Origin of the sequence: Bradyrhizobium sp. IC3195 (assembly GCF_020193585.1) — a bacterium.
Lineage (GTDB): Bacteria > Pseudomonadota > Alphaproteobacteria > Rhizobiales > Xanthobacteraceae > Bradyrhizobium > Bradyrhizobium yuanmingense.
In genome coordinates, this window is sequence record NZ_JADYVG010000003.1 from 218,929 (window position 1) to 241,992 (window position 23,064).

Genomic DNA, 23,064 nt, shown 5'->3' on the forward strand with positions numbered 1-23,064 from the left:
GAAAGCGTGATATTCCACCACCATGAAACGTCTCAAAATCCTGCGGCGGTGGTTTGCGCAGAAGTTCGGCCTTGCGCGACTGATCTGCCTTGCGCTGCTGGTCTTGTTCGCGGGCGCGCGCCTGTGGGATCCGCCGCCGATCCAGGAATTGCGGCTGCGCACCTTCGACATGTTTCAATTGATCGATCCGCGCGAGAAGGCGGCGCGGCCGGTCGTCATCGTCGATATCGACGACAAGAGCCTCACCAGACTCGGACAGTGGCCGTGGCCGCGCACGCGCATCGCCGACATGGTCCAGAACCTCACCAACAACGGCGCGGTGGCGATCGGCTTCGACATGGTCTTCTCCGAAGCCGACCGGCTCAACCCGGAGCAGGTCGCGAGCCAGATGCGCTATCTCGACGACGCGACCCGCGCCAAGCTGCGTGAGCTGCCGAGCAACGATCAGATCCTCGCCGACGCGATCAAGCGCTCGCACGTCGTGCTGGGCGAGACCGGGCTTCCGGAGGTCTTGTCCGAGCTCGACAAGTCGCTGCCGTTCACGGGGGTTGCAACGGTGGGGGAGGACGGGGCCGAGCGTTTCCTGTTCGAATTCCCCGGCTTGCTCCGCAACGTGCCGGTCATCGAGAGGGCCGCGGCCGGCCGCGGCCTGTTCTCGATCCGGACCGAGCGTGACGGATTGATCCGCCGCGTGCCGATGATCATGCGCGCCCAGGGCAACATCATGCCCTCGCTCAGCCTCGAGATCCTGCGCGTCGTCACGGGCACGCCGACCCTGCTGGTCCGTACCGATAAGACGGGCATCAAGTCGATCCGCCTCAAGGGTTTGGAGGTTCCGACCGACAAGAACGGTCAGCTCTGGGTGCACTATGCCCGCCGGGATCCTTCGATCTACGTCTCCGCGGTCGACGTGCTCGACAATGCGGTGCCGCCCACGAGGTTTGCCGGCAAGCTGGTGCTGGTCGGCACTTCCGCGGGCGGCTTGAACGACATCAAGACCACGCCGGTGTCCCGGGCCATGCCGGGTGTCGAGATCCATGCCCAGGTGCTGGAGGGCGTGCTGAGCCGCGCGGTGATCTCGCAGCCGAACTATGCCCTGGGCGTCGAGCTGATCGCGGCGCTGATCATCGGCCTGCTCGTCATCATCTTCACGCCGAATCTCGGCCCCGTCCGCCTCGTGCTGGTGGGCGCGGCCTTCGCGGCCATCCTGATCGGCGTGTCCTGGTTCTCCTACACGCAGCACCGCTATCTCATCGACTTCACCTATCCGCTGCTGTCGACGACCGCAGTCTACCTGACGCTGATCTTTGCGAGCTTCGTGCGCGAGCAGCGTCAGCGCGTGCAGATCCGCGGGCAATTCGCGCAATACATGTCGCCTGTGCTGGTCGAGCAGCTGGCGCAGTCGCCGGAAAAGCTCGTGCTCGGCGGCGAGGAACGCGAGATGACGATCATGTTCTCCGACGTGCGCGGCTTCACCACGATCTCCGAGAGCTACAAGCACGATCCGCAGGGGCTGATCGAGCTGATGAACCGCTTCCTGACGCCGCTGACCGACGTCATCATCGACCGCAAGGGCTATATCGACAAGTACATGGGCGACGCCATCATGGCGTTCTGGAACGCGCCGCTCGACGACGCCGAGCACGAGATCAACGCCTGCGAAGCCGCGATCCAGATGCTCGAGCAGATCGACGAGGTCAACAAGGAGCGCGAGCAGGAGGCCGCCGACGGCGGCCACGTCTATATCCCGCTCAATGTCGGCATCGGTCTCAACACCGGCATCGGCGTGGTCGGCAACATGGGGTCCGACCTGAAGAAGAACTATTCGGTGCTCGGCGACAGCGTGAACCTGGCCTCGCGCCTCGAGGGCCAGTCGAAGGCATACGGATTTCCGATCATCGTGGGCTCGCGCACGGCACTCGCTGCCAAGGAGAAATTCGCGATCCTCGAGCTCGACTTCATCATGGTCAAGGGCAAGACCGAGCCGGAAGTGATCTACGCCATCGCCGGCCGCGAGGACGTGATGCATTCGGCCGCGTTCCAGCGCCTGCGCAACATCACCATCGAGATGCTCGGCTGCTACCGCAGCCGCGACTGGCAGGGCGCCCTGGATGCCATCGAGCGCGGCCGCAAGAGCGAGGACGCCGACACGCTGGAGAAGCTGTTCAGGCTTTACGAGGCGCGGATCAAGGATTTCCAGATCGATCCGCCGCCGGAGGGCTGGACCGGCGCCTATGCCCTGCTGACCAAGTAGTCGTCACGGTCACCGCTCGTGCAGGGTGGGCAAAACATTGCATGCCTACCATATGCAGGTGCATCGAGGTAAGTATGGTGGTGGGACGGCGCTTGGCGCCTCTGCCCAACCAAAAGAAAAAAGGGCGAGCTGAGTGATGGACGCACAAGTGAGACAGAACGACCGCATCGAGGTGCTCGAAGAGCTCCTCAACGAGCGCTACTCCGTTCGCGCATTTCTCCCCAAGGAGGTCGATCGCGCCACCATCGAGCATGTGCTGGCGACCGCGCAGCGCACGGCGTCCTGGTGCAACAGCCAGCCCTGGCAGGTCATCATCGCCAGCGGCGAGGCCAAGGAGCGCTTTCGCAAGGCGATCTACGCGGAGGCCTCGAAAGGCCTCGGCGATGACTACGACTTCACGCCACCGCGCGAATATGTCGGGGTCTATCTCGATCGCCGCCGCGAGAGCGGCTTCCAGCTCTACAACACGCTCGGCATCGCCCGCGGCGACAAGGCGGCCTATGCCAAGCAGGCGCTGGAGAACTACAATTTCTTCGGCGCACCGCATGTCGCCATCATCCACACCAACGAGCCGCTCGGCATCTACGGTGCGATCGATTGCGGCGCCTATGTCTCCAACTTCGTGCTGGCGGCGCAGGCGCTCGGGCTCGGCACCATTCCGCAGGCCGCGCTGGCGCGGCATTCCGGCCTGATCCGCCGCCACTTCGATCTGCCCGATGACCGCCGCGTCGTCTGCGGCATCTCGTTCGGCTATGCGGACCATGCGCACAAGGTCAACAGCTACCGCACCTCGCGCGCGAGCGTGGCCGAGACCGCAACCTTCGTGGATGTGTGATCGCGACGTGAGCCGGACGCATCATCGGCGTCAGACGCGCGCGCGAAGACAGCCGTGGAAGCGGCCGTCTTCGTCTCGTTCCGGTGCGATTGACGGCGGCGGTCAGCCGCCGCTGCCGCCGATCACGGCCCGCACGGTCTCGTCAGGCCCAAAATCCTCGGCGCCGTCGACATAGAGCAGCGCGGCGAGCTTCGAGCGGGCGCGGTTCACGCGGCTCTTGATGGTGCCGACCGCACAGCCGCAGATCGAGGCCGCGTCCTCATAGGAGAAGCCGGACGCGCCGACCAGGATCAAGGCTTCACGCTGATCCTGCGGGAGCTTGTCGAGCGCGGTGCGAAACTCCTCGAATTCGAGGTGCGCATTCTGCGAGGGCTGGGTCTTCAGCGTCTTGGCGTAATTGCCCTCGGCATCTTCGACCTCGCGCCGCCGCTTGCGATAGTCGGACCGGAACAAATTGCGCAGGATCGTGAATAGCCACGCCGGCAGGTTGGAGCCGGGCTGGAACGAGTCGATGTTGGCGAGCGCACGCAGCAGCGTCTCCTGGACCAAATCGTCGGCGCGGTCCGCATTGCCGCTGAGCGAGATGGCGAAGGCGCGCAGACTGGGCACGGCCGCCAAGATGTCGTTACGCAGGGAGTCCGTGAGAGGCATTAATCCCTCCCATTGTTGTTGTCGTTGGATCCGCCCTCATTTTCTACGTGGGGTGACGCTCCCGGCGCATCAAGCTTCTTGATCAGTTCTGCGAACCGATCCGGAACCCCCTGTCGCACGACATCGTCGTACATGGCGCGCAACTGGTGCCCGATCCGGGATTGAATCTCCGGAGTCAGGCCTCCCTTGCCGGGGGTCGTGCTTCTGCTGGCTTGAGACTTGAGATCTTTCATGACCTGTTCCACGTTTCCCCGAGTTAAGTGACTGTAAAATCGAGAAGTTTTCTCAACCGGGAGCCGTTCCCTGGATAGGCACAATTCCAGCTGCGCCAAAAAGTTCCCAGCTTGGCGGAACTTTTGTTGTCGTGAGGCGTAGACAGCCCAGCAGGGGAACCTGGGCCCCCCGCGTGATGCCTGACCTCAGGATTGGACCTCAAGGTTGGCCCGAAGACGAATGGAGTGGGGATGTCCCGTTCACAGGTAGTTGCTGAACACTTGCCGTTGTTGCGCAGGTACGCGCGGGCTCTGACAGGCAGCCAGGCCTCCGGTGACGCCTATGTCGCCGCCATGTTGGAAGCCATGCTGGGCGATCCGTCGGTGCTCGACGAGAACCATGGGCCCCGGGCCGGCCTGTTCCGGCTCTTCACCCAGATCTGGAATTCAGTCTCGATCAACGACGATGCCGAGGTGACGACCTTGCCGATGCCGCCGGAACGGCGGCTGTCGAACATCACCCCGCTGCCGCGCCAAGCCTTCCTGCTGCTCTCGCTCGAGGGCTTTTCGGAAGAGGAAGTCGCCTTCATTCTCGGCACCGATGTTGCCGAGACGCGCCGTCTTGCGGACGCAGCCGGACGCGAGATGGCCGCCGAGATCGCCACCGACGTGCTGATCATCGAGGACGAGACCTTCATCGCCATGGACCTCGAGAGCCTGGTGAAGAATCTCGGCCACAACGTCGTCGGCGTCGCGCGCACCCATGCCGATGCGGTGGCGCTGGCCAAGAACAAGCGGCCCGGCCTGATCCTTGCCGATATCCAGCTTGCCGACGGCTCGTCCGGCCTGGACGCCGTCAACGAGCTCCTGCGCACCTTTGAGGTGCCGGTGGTGTTCATCACCGCCTATCCGGAGCGCTTCCTCACCGGCGAGCGTCCCGAGCCGGCGTTCCTGATCTCAAAGCCGTTCCAGCCCGCGATGGTATCGGCGGTGGCGAGCCAGGCCCTGTTCTTCCAGCGCAACTCGCGCAATCGCACGCCCAAAGCGCCTGCGGCGTAACAAGGCGCCTGCGGCCGTCCCAATAGCGAAGTCCGGCGTGCCCAAGGCACGCCGGATTTTTTCATGCCGCCGGCCCGCTTGACGGGCGCTGAATTCGCCGCCCATAGCTCATGTAGCAGCTGCGCGTGCGACCACGCCAATCGGAGACGTGCCCATGGACCAGCAACTCCTCGATCGTCTCGCCATCCGCGATCTCGTCGAGAACTGGGCGGTGTGGCGCGATGCCGGCGACTGGGAGCGCTTTGCCACGGTTTGGCACGAAGAAGGCTGGATGTCCGCGACCTGGTTTCAGGGGCCGGCGCGGGATTTCATGCGGGTCAGCCAGGAGGGTTTTGCCAGCGGCGTGCGCATCCTGCATTTCCTCGGCGGCACCAGCATCGATCTTGCGGGTGCGCGAGCGATCGCGCAGACCAAGATGACCATCTCGCAGCGCGGCCTCGTGCACGACGTGCTCTGCGACGTCGTCTGCACCGGACGCTTCTATGATTTCCTGGAGAAGCGGGACGACCCATCAGGTATCGGCAAATGGGGCATCGTCCGCCGCCAGCCCATCTACGAGAAGGACCGCATCGACCCGGTCGATCCCGCCGCGACGCTTCGGCTCGACCAGGATGCGCTGGCTGCACTCCCCGAGGGCTACCGCCACCTCGCCTACATGCAGGAGCTGATCGGCTACAAGGTGAAGCGCGACATGCCGGGCCTGATCGGCCCCGAGGTCGAGAAGCTCTATGGCGAGGGCCGGGAGTGGCTGGCAGGAAAGGCGAAGTAGGCCCCAGATAAAAGTAAGGCGCGACTGGCATCACCACAGTCGCGCCCTACGTCGCCGGCTTATGGGGCAGGGGGGAATAGCCGGCTGCTGAGACGACTCCTGTGCGCGAAAGTCGTTCCACGGCGCGCGAAATATTTTGCCGTCTGCTGCTTTTTTCGCACACGGTTAAGTGATCGTAGCTGTCGAGAACCCCCGATCCTGCGGCGGCGTTGTTCCCGTGCCCGCCATGGGGCGAGGGATCGACAGCCATGTCACAGATTCAAAAGGTTTTTTTGAGCGCAATTGCGGTCGTCGCCACCCTCGGTGCCGTGCAACTGGCCTCCGGCCACGATCTTGCGGACCGCTGGCAGGCGGTCGCCGACATCCCCAGCCATAGCTCCACAGCCGCGGTGGGCCACAACGTCAACCGCGTCGCCAAGACAGACCGGCTCGCCGAGATCAAGCCGGCAGCCGTGCCCACCCGTACCGTCTCCATGCGGCTGAACGACCTCGCCGATACGTCGGTGCTGCTGCGGGTCCCCGCCGTGATCGAGACCGGCAATGCCAAGACGCCGGTGCTGCTCCAGAACCAGAAGAAGCCTCGCAACAAGCCGACGATCGCCTGTGAGCCGATGGTCAGCTCCCTGACCGAGGTCGCAAGGCTGCTCCAGCCCGGCCGCTGCGTGACCTGACCCCCTCTCCGCGAGGGGGGTTTGGCGGACTCAGACTTCACATCCTCTTGATCCGCCATTGCCTCGCGCTATATCCGGGTTCCCTCCCTTTTGTTTGACCGGGTAAGCGCATGACGACGTCAGATACGGCTGTGCATACGCAGCCTTTCCAGGCCGAAGTTTCCGAACTGCTGCACCTGATGGTGCACTCCGTCTATTCGGAAACCGACATCTTCCTCCGCGAACTCATCTCCAACGCCTCCGATGCCTGCGACAAGCTGCGCTACGAGGCCATCGCCAGTCCCGCCCTGCTGGGCGAAGGCGACGCACTCAAGATCCGCATCGTCCCGAACAAGACGGCCAAGACGCTCACGATCGCCGACAACGGCATCGGCATGGAGCGGCAGGAGCTGATCGACCATCTCGGCACCATCGCCCGCTCCGGCACCAAGGCGTTCGTGTCCAAATTGAAAGAGGCCAAGGACGGGCTCGGCCTGATCGGCCAGTTCGGCGTCGGTTTCTATTCCGCCTTCATGGTCGCCGAGAAGATCGTCGTGATCAGCCGCCGCGCCGGCGAGAGCGATGTGTGGACCTGGACGTCCTCCGGCGGCTCCGGCTTCGAGATCGCCCGTGCCAGCGACGAGGAAGCGGCGCGCCTGACGCGCGGCACCGAGATCGTCCTGCACCTGAAGGACGATTCCAAGAAATATCTCGAGACCTACGAGATCGAGCGTATCGTCACCGCCTATTCCGACAACATCCTGTTTCCGATCGAGCTCGTGCCCGAAGACGGCGAGCCGCGACAGATCAATTCGGCGAGCGCGTTGTGGCAGCGCTCCAAATCCGAGCTCACGGCTGACGATTACAAGAAGGCCTATCAGCAGATCGCCTCTGCCTTCGACGATCCCGCGATGACGCTGCACTACCGCGCGGAAGGACGTTACTCCTACGCCGTGCTGCTGTTCGCGCCCTCGACCAAGCCGTTCGACCTGTTCGAGCCGAACCGCAAGGGCCGCGTGAAGCTCTACGTCCGGCGCGTCTTCATCACCGACGATGCCGACCTCTTGCCGGGGTACCTGCGCTTCATCCGCGGCGTGGTCGACAGCGAGGATCTTCCGCTCAACATTTCGCGCGAGATGCTCCAGAACAATCCGCAGCTGGCGCAGATCCGCAAGGCGGTGGCGACGCGTGTGGTGTCCGAGCTCGAAAGCCTTGCCGACAAGGACCCCGAGAATTTTGCCAAGATCTGGGACGCCTTCGGCCCGGTGCTGAAGGAAGGCATCTACGAGGATTTCGAGCGGCGCGAAAAGCTGCTCGCACTGTCGCGCTTCACCACCACGTCGGGCGAGAAGCGGTCGCTGAAGCAGGTCATCGCCGATTTCAAACCGAACCAGACCGAGATCTATTATCTCGTCGGCGACAGCATTGAGCGGCTGAAGTCCAATCCGCGGCTGGAAGCTGCGACCGCGCGCGGCATCGAGGTGCTGCTGCTGTCGGATCCCGTCGACGCGTTCTGGACCTCGATGCCCTCGGATTTCGAAGGCAAGCCGCTTAAGTCGCTGAGCCAGGGCGATCTCAATCTCGATTTGATTCCGCGTATCGACGATAAGGACGAGGCGAAGAGGGACGAGCCGGCTGCGGACGAAGCAGCCACCATCGCCGTGATCAAGGCCGCGCTGGGCGAGCGCGTCAGCGACGTCAAGGTCTCGACGCGCCTGACCAGCTCGGCCTCCTGCCTCGTCGCCGACAGCCAGGGTCCGAGCCGCGAGCTCGAGCGCATCTTGTCGCAGCAGAACCGCGGCATGAAGACCAAGCCGATCCTCGAGATCAATTTGCGCCATCCGGTGGTCACCGCGGTCACCAAGGCGCAGGCTGGCTCGACAGTCGTCGACGATATCAGCCTGCTTCTGCTCGAGCAGGCGCAGATCCTGGACGGCGAATTGCCGGAAGACCCGGCGGCGTTCGCGGCACGGCTGAACCGGCTGGTGTTGCAGGGGCTCGGCGGCTAGCGCTGCCTCGCAGCATCATTCGGACCGCCAGGTTGTCAGATCGCTCATCGCGCAACGCCTCTGGCGCTGCGCGTCTCACTCACCTTGACGTCATCAGGTCTCAGGAACAGTCGCGGACGGCGAGATGTTGTGTCATATGAAGCGACGTCACCAGTTCGAGGATTTCCCATGCGCTTGTCATTCCTCACTCTTACCGCGGTCTTCACGCTGCTGGGCGCAGCGGATGCCAGCGCGCAGCGATACGATCCGGCCTATCCCGTCTGCATGCACCGCTACGTCGGTGGCGGCCCTGGTGGCGGAGGCAGTGACTATTTCGACTGCTCGTTCACCTCGTTGGAGCAGTGCCGCGCCACGGCGTCGGGCCTTGCCGCGACCTGCGACCTCAATCCCTATTACGCCTTCAACGAATCGCCGCCGCCGCGCCGGCGTCCCAAGAAGGTGCACTGAGGCGAACGGGACCAAGCCCGGGACTTCTGCATTCATCGCTCTTTCGACCTGGTCACACCCGTCGGCGCGCTGCCGGCGGGTGCGACCTTGGCTGCGCGCTGCCGACAGTTAATCGCGCCCTAACCGGGTTTTACCTTGTCTCTTAACGCCTGGGTCAGGGCGCGCGGGCTAAACTGCCGGAAACCGCAGACCGCCCGAAAGAGTAAACAATATGACCACCGGCGTCATCGAGAAGCCGAAAGCCGCGCGCGCACCGTCGGCTTCCAAGATCTGGTTGAGGGCGATCGAGCTCACCGCGCAGATCGAAACGCTGCCGGGCCGCCTGTTCGCCGACGTCGTCGACGATTGGGCGCAGCGCCAGCCTAACCGCGTTGCTCTGGTGGCGGACGAGGCAAGCCTCGATTACGAAGGCCTCTCGAAGAGGATCAATCGCTACGCCCGCTGGGCGCGCTCGCTCGGCCTGTCCAAGGGCGATACCGTTGCGCTGATCATGCCGAACGGCATCGATTATATCGCGGCCTGGCTCGGCATCAGCCGCGTCGGCGGCGTGGTCGCACTGATCAACACCAAGCTCGTCGGGCAATCGCTCGCGCACTGCCTTGATGTCGCGAAGCCGATGCATGTCATCGTTGCGCATGAGCTAGCGGGGATGCTGGACAGCGCGGCACCTCATCTGAAGACGGCGGCAAAAGTCTGGACGCATGGCGATAGCCGCAGCGAACGTGCGATCGACGTCGCGCTTGCCGTTCTCGACGACGGCCCGCTATCGCCGGAGGAGCATGGCGAGGTCACCATCGACGACCGTGCGCTGCTGATCTACACCTCCGGCACCACCGGCCTGCCGAAAGCGGCCAGCATCAGCCACCGCCGCATCCTGAATTGGGGGTTTTGGTTCGCTGGCCTCACCGGCGCGACGCCGCAGGATCGGCTCTACGATTGTCTGCCGCTGTTCCATTCGGTCGGCGGCATCGTCGCGCCGTGCAGCATTCTGGCCGCCGGCGGTTCGGTAGTGATCGCCGAGAAATTCTCGGCCTCGCATTTCTGGTCCGACATCGTCCGGCACGACTGCACGCTGTTTCAATATATCGGCGAGCTCTGCCGTTACCTGCTCAAGGCCGCACCCTCGGAATACGAGAATCGGCATCGCCTGCGGCTCGCCTGCGGCAACGGGCTGCGCGGCGATATCTGGGAGGATTTCCAGGCGCGCTTCGCCATTCCGCGCATCCTCGAATTCTACGCCGCGACCGAAGGCAATTTCTCGCTGTTCAACGTCGAGGGCCAGCCGGGTGCGATCGGCCGCGTCCCGGCGCTGCTCGCGCACCGCTTTCCTGCCAGGCTCGTCAAGCTTGACCCCGATAGCGGCGCGCCGCTGCGCAATGAAGAGGGCTTCTGCATCGCCTGCAGCCGCGGCGAGGCCGGCGAAGCGATCGGCCGCATCGGCACCGCGGACGAGGGCGGTGGGCGCTTCGAGGGCTACACCGATGCCGGTGAGACCGAGAAAAAAGTCTTGCGTGACGTCTTCGTCAAGGGCGATGCCTGGTTCCGCACCGGCGATCTGATGCGGATGGACGACAAGGGATTTTTCCATTTCGTCGACCGTATCGGCGACACGTTCCGCTGGAAGGGCGAGAATGTCGCGACCTCCGAGGTGAACGATGCCGTGCGCGATTTCATTGGCGTCGTCGATGCCGCCACCTATGGCGTCAGCATTCCCGGCGCCGACGGCCGGGCCGGGATGAGCGCGATCGTCGTGAACGAGGGCTTTGACATCAGCGCGCTGCCCGCCCATCTCGCGCAACGCCTGCCGGTCTACGCCCGCCCGCTCTTCATCCGCATCTCGCGCGAGCTCGACGCCACCGAGACCTTCAAGCAGAAGAAGGGCGAGCTCGCCCGCGAGGGATTTGACCCGGCCGCGGTCGCCGATCCGCTGTTCATGCTCGACCCGATATCCGGCGTCTACGTCGCGCTGGACGCGGAGACATATGCGGCCATCTCGGGCGGTACGATCAGGCTGTAGGGCAACCAAAATCGAGAGATAGGTCCAATTTTATCTGAATTGTCCAAGAAGCCATTTACTTCTGTCGGGTAAACAGACCGCGATGGGGAGGCGGTCAGCAAGAGCCGCCGCAACAACGAGATCGATAACAAAGCGAGCCAGCCATGTCGGTAAGGTCAAAGGTCATTGAAGCGATTCAGCAGATCGCCAAGGAGCAGCACGTCACGCTTCCCGCCCTCTCGGACGATCTGTCCCTGCATGAGACGGGCTTCGACTCGCTCGCCTTCGCCATCCTGGTCGCCCGCCTCGAGGACGAGACCGGCGTCGATCCCTTCACCATTTCCGAGGACGCAGCGTTCCCCGCCACGGTGGGCGATTTCGTGCGGGCCTACGAAAATGTCCCCGCGTGAGATCTTTGCACTTCGCGACCATCTTGGCGCGGAGCTGAAAGGCCGCACCATCTCCGATGCGCATGATGTCGTATCGCTGACGGGCATCCTGTCGCACACTGTTCTGGGCGGGCGGCTGCACGAGCTCTCTGGCCGTGCCGTGCTGCTCAAGCTGTCGGACCAGCTCCGGTCCGGCCTTGCCATGATCGAGCTCGACGGTATCGCCCGCCGCATGCTGTTGTGTCCGCCGGACCTCAACCCGGCGCATCTCGACGCCTTGATCGCGGATGCCGGGATCGATGCCGTCGTCACCGACGAGCCCGAACTCTGGGCGGCGTCCGGCGTGCCGCTGGTCGTCACCGCGCAATTGCCGCCGCAAGCCGCCGCGCCGGCCAAGACCGCGCGCGGCACCGAATGGCTGATGCTCACCTCGGGCACCTCGGGGGTGCCAAAGATCGCCGGCCATACGCTGGAAGCGCTGACCGGCGCGATCGTCGCCGAAGGCCCATCGCGCCGACCTGCACCGGTCTGGGCAACGTTCTACGACATCCGCCGCTATGGCGGCCTGCAAATCTTTCTCCGTGCCATCCTCTCCGGCGGCTCGTTGGTGCTGTCCGATCCCCATGAGGCGCTCGCCGATCACGTCGCGCGGCTGAAGGCGCGCGGTGTCTCGCATATCTCCGGCACGCCTTCGCATTGGCGCAAGCTTCTGATGAGCGGCTCGGCCGCCCAGTTCGCCCCGGCTTACGTCCGTCTCTCCGGCGAGATCGCCGACCAAGCCGTGCTCGACGGCCTGAAGGCGGCATTCCCCCATGCGTCCGTCGGCCATGCCTATGCCTCGACCGAGGCCGGCGTCGGGTTCGCCGTCAATGACGGGCTGGAAGGCTTTCCGGCCGACTATCTCGGCAACCGCAACGGCGTCGAGATGAAAGTCGTCGACGGCTCGCTGCGCATCCGCTCGACGCGCACGGCTCATGCCTATATCGGCCGCAACGCCTCCGCGCTCACCGACGACGACGGCTTTGTCGACAGCGGCGACATCGTCGAGCTGCGCGGCAACCGCTATTATTTCGTCGGCCGGCGCGGCGGCATCATCAATATCGGCGGGCTGAAGGTCCACCCCGAGGAGATCGAGGCGGTGATCAACCGCCATCCGGATGTGCGGATGTCGCGCGCGAAGTCGCGCAAGAGCCCGATCACCGGCGGCATCGTCGTCGCGGACGTGATCCTCACCGAGGGCACCGATCCGGCGCGCGCGAAAGAGATCCGCGACCAAATCCTGGATCTGTGCCGCGCCCAGCTCGCATCCCACAAGGTGCCGGCGGTCCTCCGCTTCGTCGAGGCGCTCGACGTCACCCCGGCCGGAAAACTGGCGCGCACCGATGCATAATGTTCTCGTCACCGGCGGCAGCCGCGGCATCGGGCTTGCGATCGGCAAGCGCCTTGTCGCGGCCGGCTTCAACGTCATCGCGGCGGCGCGGCGCGAAAGCGAAGAGCTCAAGACGGCCATCGCAGCCGCCGACGGGCGCCTGCATTTCCGTGCCTGCGATCTTGCCGTGATCGATGCAATCCCGGCCTTCGCAAAGCTCGTGCGCGACGAATTCGGCCCGATCTACGGCCTCGTCAACAATGCCGGTCTCGGCACCGAAGGCCTGCTGGCCACCATGCACAATTCCGAGATCGAGGCGCTGGTGCAGCTCAACGTGCTGTCGCCGATCATCCTCACCAAATATGTGGCGCGCCAGATGATGGCCGACGGCGCCGGCCGCATCATCAACATCTCCTCGATCATCGCGACGACAGGCTATAACGGCCTCTCCGTCTACGGCGCGACCAAGGCCGCCGCGACCGGCTTCACCCGCTCGCTGGCCCGTGAGATCGGCAAGCTCGGCATCACCGTGAACGCGATCGCGCCGGGCTTCATCGACACCGAGCTCACCCACAATCTGTCTGAGGAAGGCCGCAAGCGCATTGCGGGCCGCAGCGCGCTGCGCCGGCTGCCGGAGACGGATGACGTCGCGCGCATGGTGGAATACCTCCTGGGCGAAGGCGGCCGCAACGTCACCGGCACCGTGTTCACCATCGATGCCGGGAACACGGCGTAGACGGAACCCGGCTGCCACAATTGCGTTGATCGTGCGCAATGACAGCCAGCCGGATTTGGTCGTAAGATGCCCCGCAATCGATTGGTTTACGTCAATCGATCTGCCCTAAACGAAGGGGAGCAGTCGATGGCCACTTCAGACATGACCGCTTCAAGCCGGGCCCTGAAAGAGCCGGTGCGTGTGAAGTCGGATGAGGTCCGCTGCCCGCCGATGTCGCATCAGAATTCCGGCGATCACGGCCACGAGGCGTATCCGCAGCAATTCGTGCGCCTGATCGGCTGCCACGACGTCCCTGCATCCCAGCTGCGCAAGCGTCAGGACGAGAAGCTGCACTAGCCGCTCACGGCCGCTGCTTCGGCAGGTCGAATCGTTCGTGTGAAAATTCCGGCGGCCCTTCGGTGAGGCGGCGAATGCGGCGCTCGCGCTCGTCTGGCGGCAATGCCGGATCGAGCAGTAACTCGATCTCATGCACTGCGATCTCTTCGATCTTGGTCGCGTCCGATACGACCGGGTGCGCGGGCGCGGAGACGGGGAGTGCCAACTTCAGCCCCAGCTCGATCAGCTTGCAGATCGCATCCGAGCGGGTCAGGCGGTGAGCTTCAGCCCAGGCATCGACCGCCTCCGTCAATCTTTCCGGCATCTTCACCGCGCTGATCGGGTCGACACCCGTGCGCCGGCGGACCGGAGAGGTGGAGTCCTTGCTGCTGAAGTCGGACACCTCGATTTTCCCATGCAACCCCTTGGAGCCGACCGACGATAGCCGCTCTCCCCGGATGGCCGTTTGATGCCGATCAATGATCCCGCCGAGGCATTGCAAGGCGGCCGCATCTTGTTGTCCGGGCCACTTTCGGCCAATGATCGAAAGGGGGCGCGAGCCAGCGAACCCGGATCGATCCTGCCACGTATCTTGCTTCGCATTCCAACAGTCCGGCAATCCCGATGAGCTCAGGCGAGTCCTTCTATGGCGGCATTCCCGTCTTCCGAGGCTTCACCAGCCTGATGGATCCTGCGCTTTATGCGCCGCTGCCGGACGACTGGAGCATCGGTGTTGCCGATATCGTCGATTCGACCAAGGCGATCGCGGCGCAGCGCTACAAGGCCGTGAACATGGCGGGTGCCGCCGTGATCGCGGCGGTGACCAATGCGCTGGAGGGGCGGGAATTTCCCTTCGTGTTCGGCGGCGACGGCGCCAGCTTCGCGGTGGCGCCAGACGACGTCGAGCTTGCCCGCCAGGCGCTGGCTGCGACCGCAACCTGGGTGCGCGAAGACCTCGATCTGACCCTGCGCGTCGCCTTGGTGCCGGTCAGCGTCATTCGCACACACGGCCTCGATGTGCGCGTCGCCCGGTTCGGGCCGTCGGCCAACCTGTCCTATGCGATGTTTTCGGGCGGCGGGCTCGCCTGGGCCGACGCAGCGATGAAGCGCGGCGAGTTTGCCGTCGATGAGGCGCCCGCCGGCACGCAGCCGGACCTTTCGGGCCTGTCGTGTCGTTTCGAGGTGATGCCGGCGGCGCGCGGCCTGATCCTGTCGGTGCTGGTGATGCCGGCGCGCGGCGTCGATCAGGTGGCCTTCCGCAGGGTGATCGAGGACATCATTCATCTCGTCGAGCGCAGCCCGGAGGGCGGCCGGCCGGTGCCGCCGCAGGGGCCGCCGCTGAAATGGCCGCCGCAGGGCGTGGAATTCGAGGCCCGAACCAGGCGCGGGGGTCCGCTGCTCGCGCGCAGAGCCAGCGTACTCGCCTATACGTTGTTCGCCTATTTCATCATGCGCTTCGACATCAAGATCGGCGGTTTCGTGCCCAGCCTCTACAAGCGGCAGGTGGTCGAGAACTCGGACTTCCGTAAATACGACGACGGCCTGCGCATGATTCTGGACTGCACGCCGCAGCTCGAGCGCGCGTTGAACGATCGTCTCAAAGCCGCTGCGCGCGAGGGCATCGTGCGCTACGGCCTCTACCAGCAGGACGCTGCGATGATGACCTGCTTCGCGCCGTCGGCGCTGCGCAGCGATCACGTCCATTTCATCGACGGCGCGCGCGGCGGCTATGCCTCGGCGGCGACGGCGTTGAAGGCGATGATGGCAGCGGGTTAGCGCCCCGCGCGCGTCCAGGTCTCACCGCCGCAGAGCGCGCCGACGCAGCCTTCGACCCGCAGCGCGTCCGCGCCAGTCAGGCTGATGTTGCTCGCATAGGTGCTGCCGTCGTCGGCATTGTAGATCTGGCCCGACCATTTGTTCGGTCCAGCCGGCTCCATGCCGCTGAACAATGGCAGGCCGATCATCGGACGCCTGGCCAGCGCGGGATTGGGATTCTTGCTGTCGGTGGCGGGCTGGCCGGTCGCGCTGTCCATGGGCTCGCGCAGCCAGACGATGTGGCCGCAGATGCCGCCGCCGCATTTGCTGATTTTGACGCGCGCATCGCCCGCCTGGGTGAGCCAGGTCCCGTCGGCGCTCTGCGCATGGGCGAAAGGCGCACCGATCAGCGCAGCCAGAATGACGGTGAGAGCGGCGAATCTGAATGTCATGGAGAGGGGCCCTGGAATGGAGGCGCCTCCATAGCAGCAATTCGAGCGCGCGCAACGCCCGATGGAATCACATTTCTGAGCTTATCTGCCTGCGCTTATTTGCCTGCGATCATTTGCCCCAGCGCGCGAAAGCGACCGAGGCGGCGGTCGAGAGCCCGAACACGACCATGGCGCCGCCGACCAGCGCGAACAGGGTCCAGGCCGGCGCCTGCGCGGTCATCAGTCCGATGCCGCCGATCGCAACGATCAGAAGCCGTGCCGTGGAAGCGAGCACCGGACCGCCGACGCGTGCGGCGCCTTGCGAGGAGAAGTAAAGCGACACGCCCATGCCGAAGAACACGAAAGCCGGACCGGCCCAGTGGAAATAGCTGTGCGCGGCGGCGGTGACGCCGGGATCGCGGGTGAAGAGCCCGACCCACAGTGACGGCGCGAGCGCAACGACGAGGCCGATCAGCCCCACCGTGAGTCCCGAGGCGGCAGCCGCGGTCCAGGCGACACGCCGCGCGCGCTTCACATGCCCGGCGCCGATCGCCATGCCGACCATCGGCACCGAGGCGATGCCGAAGGCGAAGGTGATCGGGATCAGCAGAAATTCCAGCCGCGAGCCGATACCGTAGCCCGCCAGCATCTCGGTGCCGAAGGTCGCGAGGATCTTCGTGAAGATCAGAATGGTGAGCACGGTCTGCAGCGGCGACAGGCAGGCCACCGCGCCGACTTTGAGAATGTCCAGGAACATCGCGCGCTCGAAATGAAAGGCGCGGACATCCAGCGGCAGCCGGCTGCGCCCCGACAACAGATACCAGATGAAGAAGATCGCCGCGCAGCTGAACGCGATCAGCTGCCCGCTCGCCACGCCCGGCATGCCGAATTGCGGCACTCCGAACAGGCCGAGCCCCAGCGTGCCGCCGAGCACGATCTGCAGCGCGCTCGCGCCGATCAGAATCATCGAAGGCAGGCGCATGTCGCCGGTACCGCGGATCACCGAGGCCAGCGTGTTGACGAGCCAGATCGCGACCGCGCCGGAGAACAGCACCTGCGAATAGCCGCTGGCCTCCTCGAGCACGCGCTCGCGTCCGCCGAGCAGCGCGAAGAAGGAGCGGCCGAAGGCGAGCATCATCACCGTGAAGAACAGCCCGCCGCAAAGGCCGATGATGGCGGCATGCAGCGCCAGCGTCGCGGCGCGGTCGCGATCCCCTGCGCCGAGGGCGCGGCTGATTGCGGACGAGACGCCGCCGCCCATCGCGCCCGCGCTCATCATCTGCGTCAGCATCGCGAACGGAAACACCAGCGCGATCGCGGCGAGCGGGATGGTGCCGAGCCGGCCGATATAGGAGGTCTCAGCCACTGCGACGAGCGTGCTGCCGACCATCGCGATCATGTTGGGGATCGCGAGCCGCAGCAGCGTCGGCAGGATCGGCGCGGTCAGGAGGCTCGCGATGGGGGAGGCGACCGGCGCAACCGGCGGGACGGCATCTGCGGGGGCGTCGATCGTCATGTTCACCGGGCGGAAAATTAAATGATGACCGACATATTATAAGAGAATGAGCCGGCCGGCGCAGCCCTGGCTCACGCAGGGCTCACCACGGCAGGCCGCATAGGTCGATGGTGCCCAGCGTCGGCCCGCGCACGATGTGGAAGACATAGGGCGCCATGTAGGTGAACCGAATCCGCCCTTCCGGCTGTTCGCAATAGACCTCGCCTTTGAACGGCAGCCAGCTCCGGGCCTCGTAGAACGCGAAATTGTGCGGCTCGCAGACCAGTAGGGCGAACCGAACCGCCTCGTTGGCGCGCATGGTATGCACCGCCGCGTCGATCGCCACGGTCGCATAGCCACGGCCGCGCTGGTCCTCGCGCGTCGAGACGCCGCCGATGCCGCCGATATGAACCTTCTGTCCATTCCAGGTGATGGTGCGGAAGTAGATGCCGACATGGCACACGAGACCATCCTCGGGCGTCTCGACCAGCACGCGGAGATCGGCATTGGCCCATTTGACATGAGCCCAGGGCTTGCCTGCGACCAACTGCGGTGCCCAGACCGCCTGAAGTAGCGGCTCGGCCCTCGGCCACGAGGCGTCGCCGTTCAATATGTCGATCTCGATGCTCATGGCCTCGTCCTCCACAGCTCCGCTTCTTCGCGCGTTTGTTCTGTCTTAAGCGCCTCAAAGGCAATGATATTTTACAGCGAACCGCAGGTCTGATCACGGCGGCCGGGTTGCGGCGAATTTGTGCATTCAAGCAGGACGCGCCAAGTCACGCCTTTTCGCAAATTCTGAGGTATTTAATGGCCGCGGAACCTTCTATAAGGGGTGACCGTTAGAACTCGTTCCCCACCAGTTGCGGACAAGAAGCCATGACCTTTACGCTGCCCCCACTTCCTTACGCCTATGACGCCCTCGGCCAGTACATGTCGAAGGAGACGCTGGAATATCACCACGACAAGCATCATCAGGCCTACGTCACCAACGGCAACAACGCGCTCAAGGGGACCGAATGGGAAGGCAAGTCCCTTGAAGAGATCGTCAAGGGCTCGTTCGGCAAGAACCCCGCGGTATTCAACAACGCCGGCCAGCACTACAACCACATCCACTTCTGGAGCTGGATGAAGCCCAATGGCGGCGGCACCAAGCTGCCGGGCAAGCTCGAGAAGAAGATCAACGAGGACCTCGGCGGCTTCGAGAAGTTCAAGACCGACTTCCAGGCGGCCGGCGTCGGCCAGTTCGGCTCCGGCTGGTGCTGGCTCCAGGTCAAGAACGGCAAGCTCGAGATCTCCAAGACCCCGAACGGCGAGAATCCGCTGGTGCACGGCGCCACACCGATCCTCGGCTGCGACGTCTGGGAGCACTCTTACTACATCGACTATCGCAATCGCCGTCCCGACTATCTCAAGGCGTTCGTCGAGAACCTCGTGAACTGGGAATACGTGGAGTCCCTGTTCGAGAAGGCGTGACAGGTGTCATTCCGGGGCGCGCGAAGCGCGAGCCCGGAATCCATTTGTCTGCTCGGGTGACGCCCGATGGATTCCGGGTTCGGCGCTGACGCGCCGCCCCGGAATGACAGAAACAAAGGCGGTCGCAGGCGCGACCGCCTTTTTGCTGTGCGGAATTGCCCTGCGTGGCGCGCGCATGGGTCTGTCGTCACACCGTTTGCATCGGGGGAACACCGCCCTTAATCAGGAAGGGCATCACCCTCGAGCGACTCTAGCCCGTTGTCAGAACCTTGCCCGAACCATCCAGCGCCTTCCGGCGACGCGGAATCCGAGCCGCGGCCGGGCCGGGTCCGCAAGCCGATCGGCTGGTCGACCATCATCATCGCAGCTCTGGTGGCGGTGAGTGCGGCACTGGTCTGGCGGCGGGACGGCACCGACGGCGTTCTGGACATCCTCACCCACGATCTCTCGCTGTTCTCGGGCATCCTGCCGCGCGTGCTCGCCGGCTGCCTGCTCGGGGCCTTCATCTCGGAGATCTTGCCGCACGAGAAGGTCTCGCGCTCGCTCGGGCCGAAATCCGGCCTGATGGGCCTGCTGATCGGCACCGCCTTCGGCGCGATTCTGCCCGGCGGTCCCTTCACGGCCTACCCGGTGGCGAGCGCACTGCTCGCGGTCGGCGCCGATTTCGGCGCCACCATCGCCATGGTCGTGAGCTGGACGCTGATCGGTTATGGCCGGGCGGTCGCCTGGGAAATCCCGATCATGGGCACCGATTTCACGCTGTGGCGGATCGTGATCTCGCTGCCGCTGCCGGTGCTCGCCGGCGCCCTCGGCCGCTTCGTCTATGTCAGGCTCTATCCGAAGCCGCTCGCGAAGGACGACGAGAGTTGAGCGCAGCGCTTCTGATCGACATCCTGCTGTGGGGCTCGGTGCTCGGCGTCGGGCTGATCGCCTTTCGTCGTGGGCGCCCGGTGTTCGTGGCCTCGCTGCGCGAAGGCACGATGGATTTCGTCAACATCGTGCCGCGGATTGCGCTTGGCGTGATCGGCTCCGGCTACATCGCCGCCATCATCCCGCAAGAGGTGATCACCGGCTGGCTCGGCCCTGATAGCGGCTGGCTCGGGGTTGCCACCGCCGTGGTCGCCGGCGCCGCCACGCCCGGCGGTCCCGTGGTCGGCTTCTCCATTGGCACCGTCGCGCTGAAGTCGGGCGGCGGGGTGCCGCAGGTGGTTGCCTATGTCGTCGCCTGGGCGCTGTTCGCCTTCCAGCGGGTGATCTTGTGGGAGATCCCGTTCATGCCCGCCCGTTTCGTCTGGTTCCGCTGCGCCGTCTCGGTGCCGTTCCCATTCGTGGCAGCCGCCATCGCCATGGTGATCGGCAAGCCCTGAGCCGCGATGTCAGTCCCGCCGTGGACAGGCGTAATGTTATAATATAACGTCCGCAAATGGCTCCCGCCGCGTCCCACGCCCACCAGCACGACCATGCTCATGGCCATTCCCATGGTCACGGCCATGGACATTCGCACGGGCACGATCACGCCCACGCCCATGTCCACGATGCGACCTCGCCGCATCCGGCCCAGACCGCGCCCTGGTCGATCCTGCGCATGACCATGGCGGGCCGTCTCGCGGCCGCGCTCGCGGTCTGTGCCGTGCTGTGGGGCATCGTCTTGCTGGCGATGAGGTGACGATGGCAGCGCTGCACTTTCACAACGTCACGCTCGGCTATGACCGGCACCCCGCCGTGCATCATCTCAGCGGCGAGGTCGCGCCGGGCGCGCTGGTTGCGGTGATCGGCCCGAACGGCGCCGGCAAGTCGACGCTGTTGCGCGGCATCGTCGGCATCCTCAAGCCGCTCGACGGCACGATCCATCTCGGCGGACTCGATGCCCGCGACATCGCCTATCTGCCGCAGAGCGCGGAGATCGATCGCAGCTTCCCGATCTCAGTGTTCGATTTCATCGGCACCGGGCTGTGGCGTGGCACAGGCCTGTTCGGCGGCATCGGCAAGGCCGCGCGCGACAAGATTCTCCGGGCAATCGGAGCAGTTGGCCTCAGCGGTTTTGAGAACCGCCCGATCGGCACGCTCTCCGGCGGTCAGATGCAGCGCGTGCTGTTCGCCCGTGTGCTGCTCCAGGATGCCAGCCTGATCGTGCTCGACGAACCCTTCAACGCCATCGACAGCAAGACCACCGCCGATCTGCTCGCGCTGGTGAAGCGCTGGCACGGCGAGGGCCGTACCGTGCTCGCCGCGCTGCACGACATGGAGATGGTGCGCAACCACTTCGCCGAAACGCTGGTGCTGGCGCGCGGCCCGGTCGCGTGGGGCCCGACGGCGGAGGTGCTGACGCCGGAAAATCTGCTGGTCGCGATGCGAATGTGCGAGGCCTTCGACGACAGCGCGGTGGCCTGCGCGGCCGATGATATCAGCTCGCGGGCGGCCTGATATCCGATGCTCTATGACGCGCTGATCGGTCCGTTCACCGAATTCGAGTTCATGCGGCGCGCGCTCGCCGCGGTGATCGCGTTGGCGCTGGCGGGGGCGCCGATCGGCGTGTTCCTGATGCTGCGGCGGATGAGCCTCGTCGGCGACGCCATGGCGCACGCGATCCTGCCTGGCGCGGCGGTTGGTTTCCTGCTCTCCGGCCTCAATCTGTTCGCGATGACGGCCGGCGGCCTGGTCGCCGGCTTTGCCGTCGCGATCCTCGCTGGCGTGGTCGCACGCTCGACCGGGCTGAAGGAGGACGCCTCGCTCGCGACCTTCTATCTCGCTTCGCTTGCGCTCGGCGTCACCATCCTCTCGATCAAGGGCACCAACATCGATCTCCTGCACGTGCTGTTCGGCAACATCCTCGCAATGGACGATCAGACGCTGTTGGTGGTCGCCTTCAACGCCACGGTGACGCTGCTGGTGCTCGCGGTGATCTACCGCCCGCTGGTGATCGAGAGCGTCGATCCCCTGTTCCTGCGCACCGTGAGCCGCGCCGGTGGCCCCGCCCATCTCGCCTTCCTCGCGCTGGTCGTCATCAACCTCGTCAACGGCTTTCAGGCGCTGGGCACGCTGCTGGCGGTGGGGCTGATGATCCTGCCTGCGGGCATCGCAAGGTTCTGGTCGCGCGATCTCACCGCGATGATCTGCATCGCCGTCACTGCTGCTGCGGTGTCCGGCTATGCCGGCCTCGTGCTCTCATTTCAGACCCGCGTGCCCTCGGGCCCGGCGATCATCCTAGTGGCGACGGTGCTCTACATCGTCTCCGTCCTGTTCGGCCGTGTCGGCGGCATCGTCCGGCAGCTGTTTCCCGGCCGGCATCTGGAAGCATGACGATGCGGCTCATCCTGGTCTTTGCACTGTTGCTGATCGCCTCGCCGCTGCGGGCCGCGGAGCGCCTCAACGTCGTCGCGAGCTTCTCGATCCTGAGCGATTTCGTCCGCAATGTCGGTGGTGACCGCATCAACCTGACGACGCTGGTCGGGCCCGACGGCGACGTCCACGTCTATACGCCGGCCCCTAGCGATGCCAAGCGGGTCGCGGCGGCGAAGCTCGTCATCGTCAACGGGCTCGGGCTGGAGGGCTGGCTGCCGCGCCTCGTGCAATCCGCAGGGAGCAAGGCCAAGGTGATCACCGCGAGCACCGGCATCGCGCCGCTGAAGCTGGGCTCGGCCGCTGATCCCCACGCCTGGCAGTCCATCCTGAACGCCAAGATCTACGTCACCGACATTGCGAGCGCGCTCGCCACGGCCGCTCCTGACGATGCGGAGTTCTTCCGCGCCCAGGCCAAGGCCTATCTGGAAAAGCTCGAAGCCCTCGATCGCGAGGTCCGCGACGCCGTCGCAAAAATCCCGCCGGAGCGGCGCAAGGTGATCTCCACCCATGACGCCTTCGGCTATTTCTCCAGCGAATACGGTATCCGATTCATCGCCCCCCGGGGCGTCTCCACGGAGACCGAGCCGAGCGCGCGCGATATCGCCGCCATCATCGGCCAGATCAAGGCCCAGAAAATCCCCGCCGTGTTCCTTGAAAATATCAGCGACGATCGCCTGATCCGGCGGATCGCCGCCGAGACCGGCGCCAAGGTCGGTGGCACCCTGGTTTCGGACGGCTTGACCGGCGAAAAGGGCCCTGCACCCACTTACATTGACATGGTCAGGCACAATATAAAGGCCCTGACCAGCGCGCTTGACCATTAGGGCAGGGGCCACCCCGCCTCGCGTCGCGCGAAAAAGCCTTGAAGTCCGGAGTT

General features: G+C 64.9%; 26 protein-coding genes. 20 read left to right on the forward strand and 6 right to left on the reverse strand.

The window, feature by feature from the left end:
• Positions 1-22 precede the first annotated feature (22 nt).
• Positions 23-2,254, forward strand: coding sequence for an adenylate/guanylate cyclase domain-containing protein (locus tag I6F09_RS08335; RefSeq protein WP_225183066.1), 2,232 nt, complete (start codon positions 23-25; stop codon positions 2,252-2,254).
• Positions 2,255-2,390: 136 nt separating this feature from the next.
• Positions 2,391-3,089, forward strand: a complete 699-nt coding sequence (locus tag I6F09_RS08340) for a nitroreductase (RefSeq protein ID WP_057028232.1) — start codon at positions 2,391-2,393, stop codon at positions 3,087-3,089.
• A 102-nt stretch (positions 3,090-3,191) separates the two neighbouring features.
• On the opposite strand, the gene I6F09_RS08345 is transcribed toward I6F09_RS08340, so the two are convergent.
• Positions 3,192-3,740, reverse strand: coding sequence for a sigma-70 family RNA polymerase sigma factor (locus I6F09_RS08345; protein ID WP_018316216.1), 549 nt, complete (start codon positions 3,738-3,740; stop codon positions 3,192-3,194).
• Positions 3,740-3,973 (reverse strand): NepR family anti-sigma factor, encoded by a 234-nt coding sequence (locus I6F09_RS08350; RefSeq protein WP_025032292.1) that lies wholly within the window; start codon positions 3,971-3,973, stop codon positions 3,740-3,742. The genes I6F09_RS08345 and I6F09_RS08350 overlap by 1 nt, the downstream gene beginning before the upstream one ends.
• A 231-nt stretch (positions 3,974-4,204) precedes the next feature.
• Between I6F09_RS08350 and I6F09_RS08355 the strand changes: the two genes are divergently transcribed.
• The 10 genes from I6F09_RS08355 (at position 4,205) to I6F09_RS08400 (ending at position 13,712) form a co-directional block, all read left to right on the forward strand.
• Entirely contained in the window at positions 4,205-5,011 is an 807-nt protein-coding gene (locus I6F09_RS08355; protein ID WP_035997648.1) for a response regulator, read from the forward strand.
• Between the two features lie 154 nt (positions 5,012-5,165).
• On the forward strand, positions 5,166-5,780 hold the full coding sequence (locus I6F09_RS08360) for a nuclear transport factor 2 family protein (protein ID WP_225187860.1): 615 nt from the start codon (positions 5,166-5,168) through the stop codon (positions 5,778-5,780).
• 248 nt (positions 5,781-6,028) lie between these two features.
• Positions 6,029-6,451, forward strand: coding sequence for a hypothetical protein (locus tag I6F09_RS08365; RefSeq protein WP_109142370.1), 423 nt, complete (start codon positions 6,029-6,031; stop codon positions 6,449-6,451).
• Between the two features lie 110 nt (positions 6,452-6,561).
• Positions 6,562-8,439, forward strand: coding sequence for a molecular chaperone HtpG (htpG, locus tag I6F09_RS08370; RefSeq protein WP_225187861.1), 1,878 nt, complete (start codon positions 6,562-6,564; stop codon positions 8,437-8,439).
• Between the two features lie 168 nt (positions 8,440-8,607).
• Positions 8,608-8,886: a DUF3551 domain-containing protein gene (locus I6F09_RS08375; protein ID WP_035997672.1), complete on the forward strand. Its 279-nt coding sequence runs from the start codon at positions 8,608-8,610 to the stop codon at positions 8,884-8,886.
• Between the two features lie 211 nt (positions 8,887-9,097).
• Positions 9,098-10,903, forward strand: a complete 1,806-nt coding sequence (locus I6F09_RS08380) for a long-chain-acyl-CoA synthetase (RefSeq protein ID WP_225187862.1) — start codon at positions 9,098-9,100, stop codon at positions 10,901-10,903.
• A 143-nt stretch (positions 10,904-11,046) separates the two neighbouring features.
• Positions 11,047-11,292, forward strand: a complete 246-nt coding sequence (locus I6F09_RS08385; protein ID WP_015688794.1) for an acyl carrier protein — start codon at positions 11,047-11,049, stop codon at positions 11,290-11,292.
• Positions 11,279-12,661: a fatty acid--CoA ligase family protein gene (locus I6F09_RS08390; RefSeq protein WP_225187863.1), complete on the forward strand. Its 1,383-nt coding sequence runs from the start codon at positions 11,279-11,281 to the stop codon at positions 12,659-12,661. The genes I6F09_RS08385 and I6F09_RS08390 overlap by 14 nt, the downstream gene beginning before the upstream one ends.
• Positions 12,654-13,376 (forward strand): SDR family NAD(P)-dependent oxidoreductase, encoded by a 723-nt coding sequence (locus I6F09_RS08395; RefSeq protein WP_225187864.1) that lies wholly within the window; start codon positions 12,654-12,656, stop codon positions 13,374-13,376. The genes I6F09_RS08390 and I6F09_RS08395 overlap by 8 nt, the downstream gene beginning before the upstream one ends.
• 126 nt (positions 13,377-13,502) lie before the next feature.
• The gene (locus I6F09_RS08400) at positions 13,503-13,712 is read left to right on the forward strand and encodes a hypothetical protein (protein ID WP_035997682.1); all 210 of its coding nucleotides are present in this window, start codon (positions 13,503-13,505) and stop codon (positions 13,710-13,712) included.
• Positions 13,713-13,716: 4 nt separating this feature from the next.
• Here the strand turns inward: I6F09_RS08400 and I6F09_RS08405 are convergent, their stop codons facing one another.
• Entirely contained in the window at positions 13,717-14,094 is a 378-nt protein-coding gene (locus I6F09_RS08405; protein WP_051056810.1) for a hypothetical protein, read from the reverse strand.
• 221 nt (positions 14,095-14,315) lie between these two features.
• On the opposite strand from I6F09_RS08405, the gene I6F09_RS08410 reads away from it, so the two are divergent.
• The gene (locus I6F09_RS08410) at positions 14,316-15,467 is read left to right on the forward strand and encodes a DUF3095 domain-containing protein (RefSeq protein WP_225187865.1); all 1,152 of its coding nucleotides are present in this window, start codon (positions 14,316-14,318) and stop codon (positions 15,465-15,467) included.
• On the opposite strand, the gene I6F09_RS08415 is transcribed toward I6F09_RS08410, so the two are convergent.
• From I6F09_RS08415 to I6F09_RS08425, 3 genes are all read right to left on the reverse strand, one after another.
• Positions 15,464-15,898 (reverse strand): DUF2147 domain-containing protein, encoded by a 435-nt coding sequence (locus I6F09_RS08415; RefSeq protein WP_036021332.1) that lies wholly within the window; start codon positions 15,896-15,898, stop codon positions 15,464-15,466. The genes I6F09_RS08410 and I6F09_RS08415 overlap by 4 nt on opposite strands.
• 109 nt (positions 15,899-16,007) lie before the next feature.
• Positions 16,008-17,393, reverse strand: coding sequence for an MATE family efflux transporter (locus tag I6F09_RS08420; RefSeq protein ID WP_035997689.1), 1,386 nt, complete (start codon positions 17,391-17,393; stop codon positions 16,008-16,010).
• An 82-nt stretch (positions 17,394-17,475) separates the two neighbouring features.
• The gene (locus tag I6F09_RS08425) at positions 17,476-18,003 is read right to left on the reverse strand and encodes a GNAT family N-acetyltransferase (RefSeq protein WP_225187866.1); all 528 of its coding nucleotides are present in this window, start codon (positions 18,001-18,003) and stop codon (positions 17,476-17,478) included.
• 245 nt (positions 18,004-18,248) lie between these two features.
• Between I6F09_RS08425 and I6F09_RS08430 the strand changes: the two genes are divergently transcribed.
• The 7 genes from I6F09_RS08430 to I6F09_RS08460 all read left to right on the forward strand — a co-directional run bounded on the left by I6F09_RS08430 (position 18,249) and on the right by I6F09_RS08460 (position 23,011).
• The gene (locus I6F09_RS08430; RefSeq protein WP_027573470.1) at positions 18,249-18,845 is read left to right on the forward strand and encodes a superoxide dismutase; all 597 of its coding nucleotides are present in this window, start codon (positions 18,249-18,251) and stop codon (positions 18,843-18,845) included.
• A gap of 258 nt (positions 18,846-19,103) precedes the next feature.
• Complete coding sequence (locus I6F09_RS08435) at positions 19,104-19,715, forward strand: permease (RefSeq protein ID WP_225187867.1); 612 nt, start codon at positions 19,104-19,106, stop codon at positions 19,713-19,715.
• Complete coding sequence (locus tag I6F09_RS08440) at positions 19,712-20,212, forward strand: hypothetical protein (RefSeq protein WP_036036588.1); 501 nt, start codon at positions 19,712-19,714, stop codon at positions 20,210-20,212. Before I6F09_RS08435 ends, I6F09_RS08440 begins: the two co-directional genes overlap by 4 nt.
• Before the next feature lie 56 nt (positions 20,213-20,268).
• Positions 20,269-20,511: a hypothetical protein gene (locus I6F09_RS08445; RefSeq protein ID WP_035997699.1), complete on the forward strand. Its 243-nt coding sequence runs from the start codon at positions 20,269-20,271 to the stop codon at positions 20,509-20,511.
• Between the two features lie 2 nt (positions 20,512-20,513).
• Positions 20,514-21,269 carry an ABC transporter ATP-binding protein gene (locus I6F09_RS08450; protein WP_225187868.1) on the forward strand — a complete coding sequence of 252 codons (756 nt, stop codon included), beginning with the start codon at positions 20,514-20,516 and terminating at the stop codon, positions 21,267-21,269.
• Positions 21,270-21,275: 6 nt separating this feature from the next.
• The gene (locus I6F09_RS08455) at positions 21,276-22,145 is read left to right on the forward strand and encodes a metal ABC transporter permease (RefSeq protein WP_225187869.1); all 870 of its coding nucleotides are present in this window, start codon (positions 21,276-21,278) and stop codon (positions 22,143-22,145) included.
• A gap of 2 nt (positions 22,146-22,147) precedes the next feature.
• On the forward strand, positions 22,148-23,011 hold the full coding sequence (locus tag I6F09_RS08460) for a metal ABC transporter substrate-binding protein (RefSeq protein ID WP_225187989.1): 864 nt from the start codon (positions 22,148-22,150) through the stop codon (positions 23,009-23,011).
• Positions 23,012-23,064 lie beyond the last annotated feature (53 nt).

Excerpts from the sequence above, each read along its gene's own strand:
- I6F09_RS08335 (WP_225183066.1), top strand. The coding sequence starts at position 23 with ATGAAACGTCTCAAAATCCTGCGGCGGTGGTTTGCGCAGAAGTTCGGC.
- I6F09_RS08340 (WP_057028232.1), top strand. The coding sequence starts at position 2,391 with ATGGACGCACAAGTGAGACAGAACGACCGCATCGAGGTGCTCGAAGAG.
- I6F09_RS08345 (WP_018316216.1), bottom strand. The coding sequence starts at position 3,740 with ATGCCTCTCACGGACTCCCTGCGTAACGACATCTTGGCGGCCGTGCCC.
- I6F09_RS08350 (WP_025032292.1), bottom strand. The coding sequence starts at position 3,973 with ATGAAAGATCTCAAGTCTCAAGCCAGCAGAAGCACGACCCCCGGCAAG.
- I6F09_RS08355 (WP_035997648.1), top strand. The coding sequence starts at position 4,205 with ATGTCCCGTTCACAGGTAGTTGCTGAACACTTGCCGTTGTTGCGCAGG.
- I6F09_RS08360 (WP_225187860.1), top strand. The coding sequence starts at position 5,166 with ATGGACCAGCAACTCCTCGATCGTCTCGCCATCCGCGATCTCGTCGAG.
- I6F09_RS08365 (WP_109142370.1), top strand. The coding sequence starts at position 6,029 with ATGTCACAGATTCAAAAGGTTTTTTTGAGCGCAATTGCGGTCGTCGCC.
- htpG (WP_225187861.1), top strand. The coding sequence starts at position 6,562 with ATGACGACGTCAGATACGGCTGTGCATACGCAGCCTTTCCAGGCCGAA.
- I6F09_RS08375 (WP_035997672.1), top strand. The coding sequence starts at position 8,608 with ATGCGCTTGTCATTCCTCACTCTTACCGCGGTCTTCACGCTGCTGGGC.
- I6F09_RS08380 (WP_225187862.1), top strand. The coding sequence starts at position 9,098 with ATGACCACCGGCGTCATCGAGAAGCCGAAAGCCGCGCGCGCACCGTCG.
- I6F09_RS08385 (WP_015688794.1), top strand. The coding sequence starts at position 11,047 with ATGTCGGTAAGGTCAAAGGTCATTGAAGCGATTCAGCAGATCGCCAAG.
- I6F09_RS08390 (WP_225187863.1), top strand. The coding sequence starts at position 11,279 with ATGTCCCCGCGTGAGATCTTTGCACTTCGCGACCATCTTGGCGCGGAG.
- I6F09_RS08395 (WP_225187864.1), top strand. The coding sequence starts at position 12,654 with ATGCATAATGTTCTCGTCACCGGCGGCAGCCGCGGCATCGGGCTTGCG.
- I6F09_RS08400 (WP_035997682.1), top strand. The coding sequence starts at position 13,503 with ATGGCCACTTCAGACATGACCGCTTCAAGCCGGGCCCTGAAAGAGCCG.
- I6F09_RS08410 (WP_225187865.1), top strand. The coding sequence starts at position 14,316 with ATGAGCTCAGGCGAGTCCTTCTATGGCGGCATTCCCGTCTTCCGAGGC.
- I6F09_RS08415 (WP_036021332.1), bottom strand. The coding sequence starts at position 15,898 with ATGACATTCAGATTCGCCGCTCTCACCGTCATTCTGGCTGCGCTGATC.
- I6F09_RS08420 (WP_035997689.1), bottom strand. The coding sequence starts at position 17,393 with ATGACGATCGACGCCCCCGCAGATGCCGTCCCGCCGGTTGCGCCGGTC.
- I6F09_RS08425 (WP_225187866.1), bottom strand. The coding sequence starts at position 18,003 with ATGAGCATCGAGATCGACATATTGAACGGCGACGCCTCGTGGCCGAGG.
- I6F09_RS08430 (WP_027573470.1), top strand. The coding sequence starts at position 18,249 with ATGACCTTTACGCTGCCCCCACTTCCTTACGCCTATGACGCCCTCGGC.
- I6F09_RS08445 (WP_035997699.1), top strand. The coding sequence starts at position 20,269 with ATGGCTCCCGCCGCGTCCCACGCCCACCAGCACGACCATGCTCATGGC.
- I6F09_RS08450 (WP_225187868.1), top strand. The coding sequence starts at position 20,514 with ATGGCAGCGCTGCACTTTCACAACGTCACGCTCGGCTATGACCGGCAC.
- I6F09_RS08455 (WP_225187869.1), top strand. The coding sequence starts at position 21,276 with ATGCTCTATGACGCGCTGATCGGTCCGTTCACCGAATTCGAGTTCATG.
- I6F09_RS08460 (WP_225187989.1), top strand. The coding sequence starts at position 22,148 with ATGCGGCTCATCCTGGTCTTTGCACTGTTGCTGATCGCCTCGCCGCTG.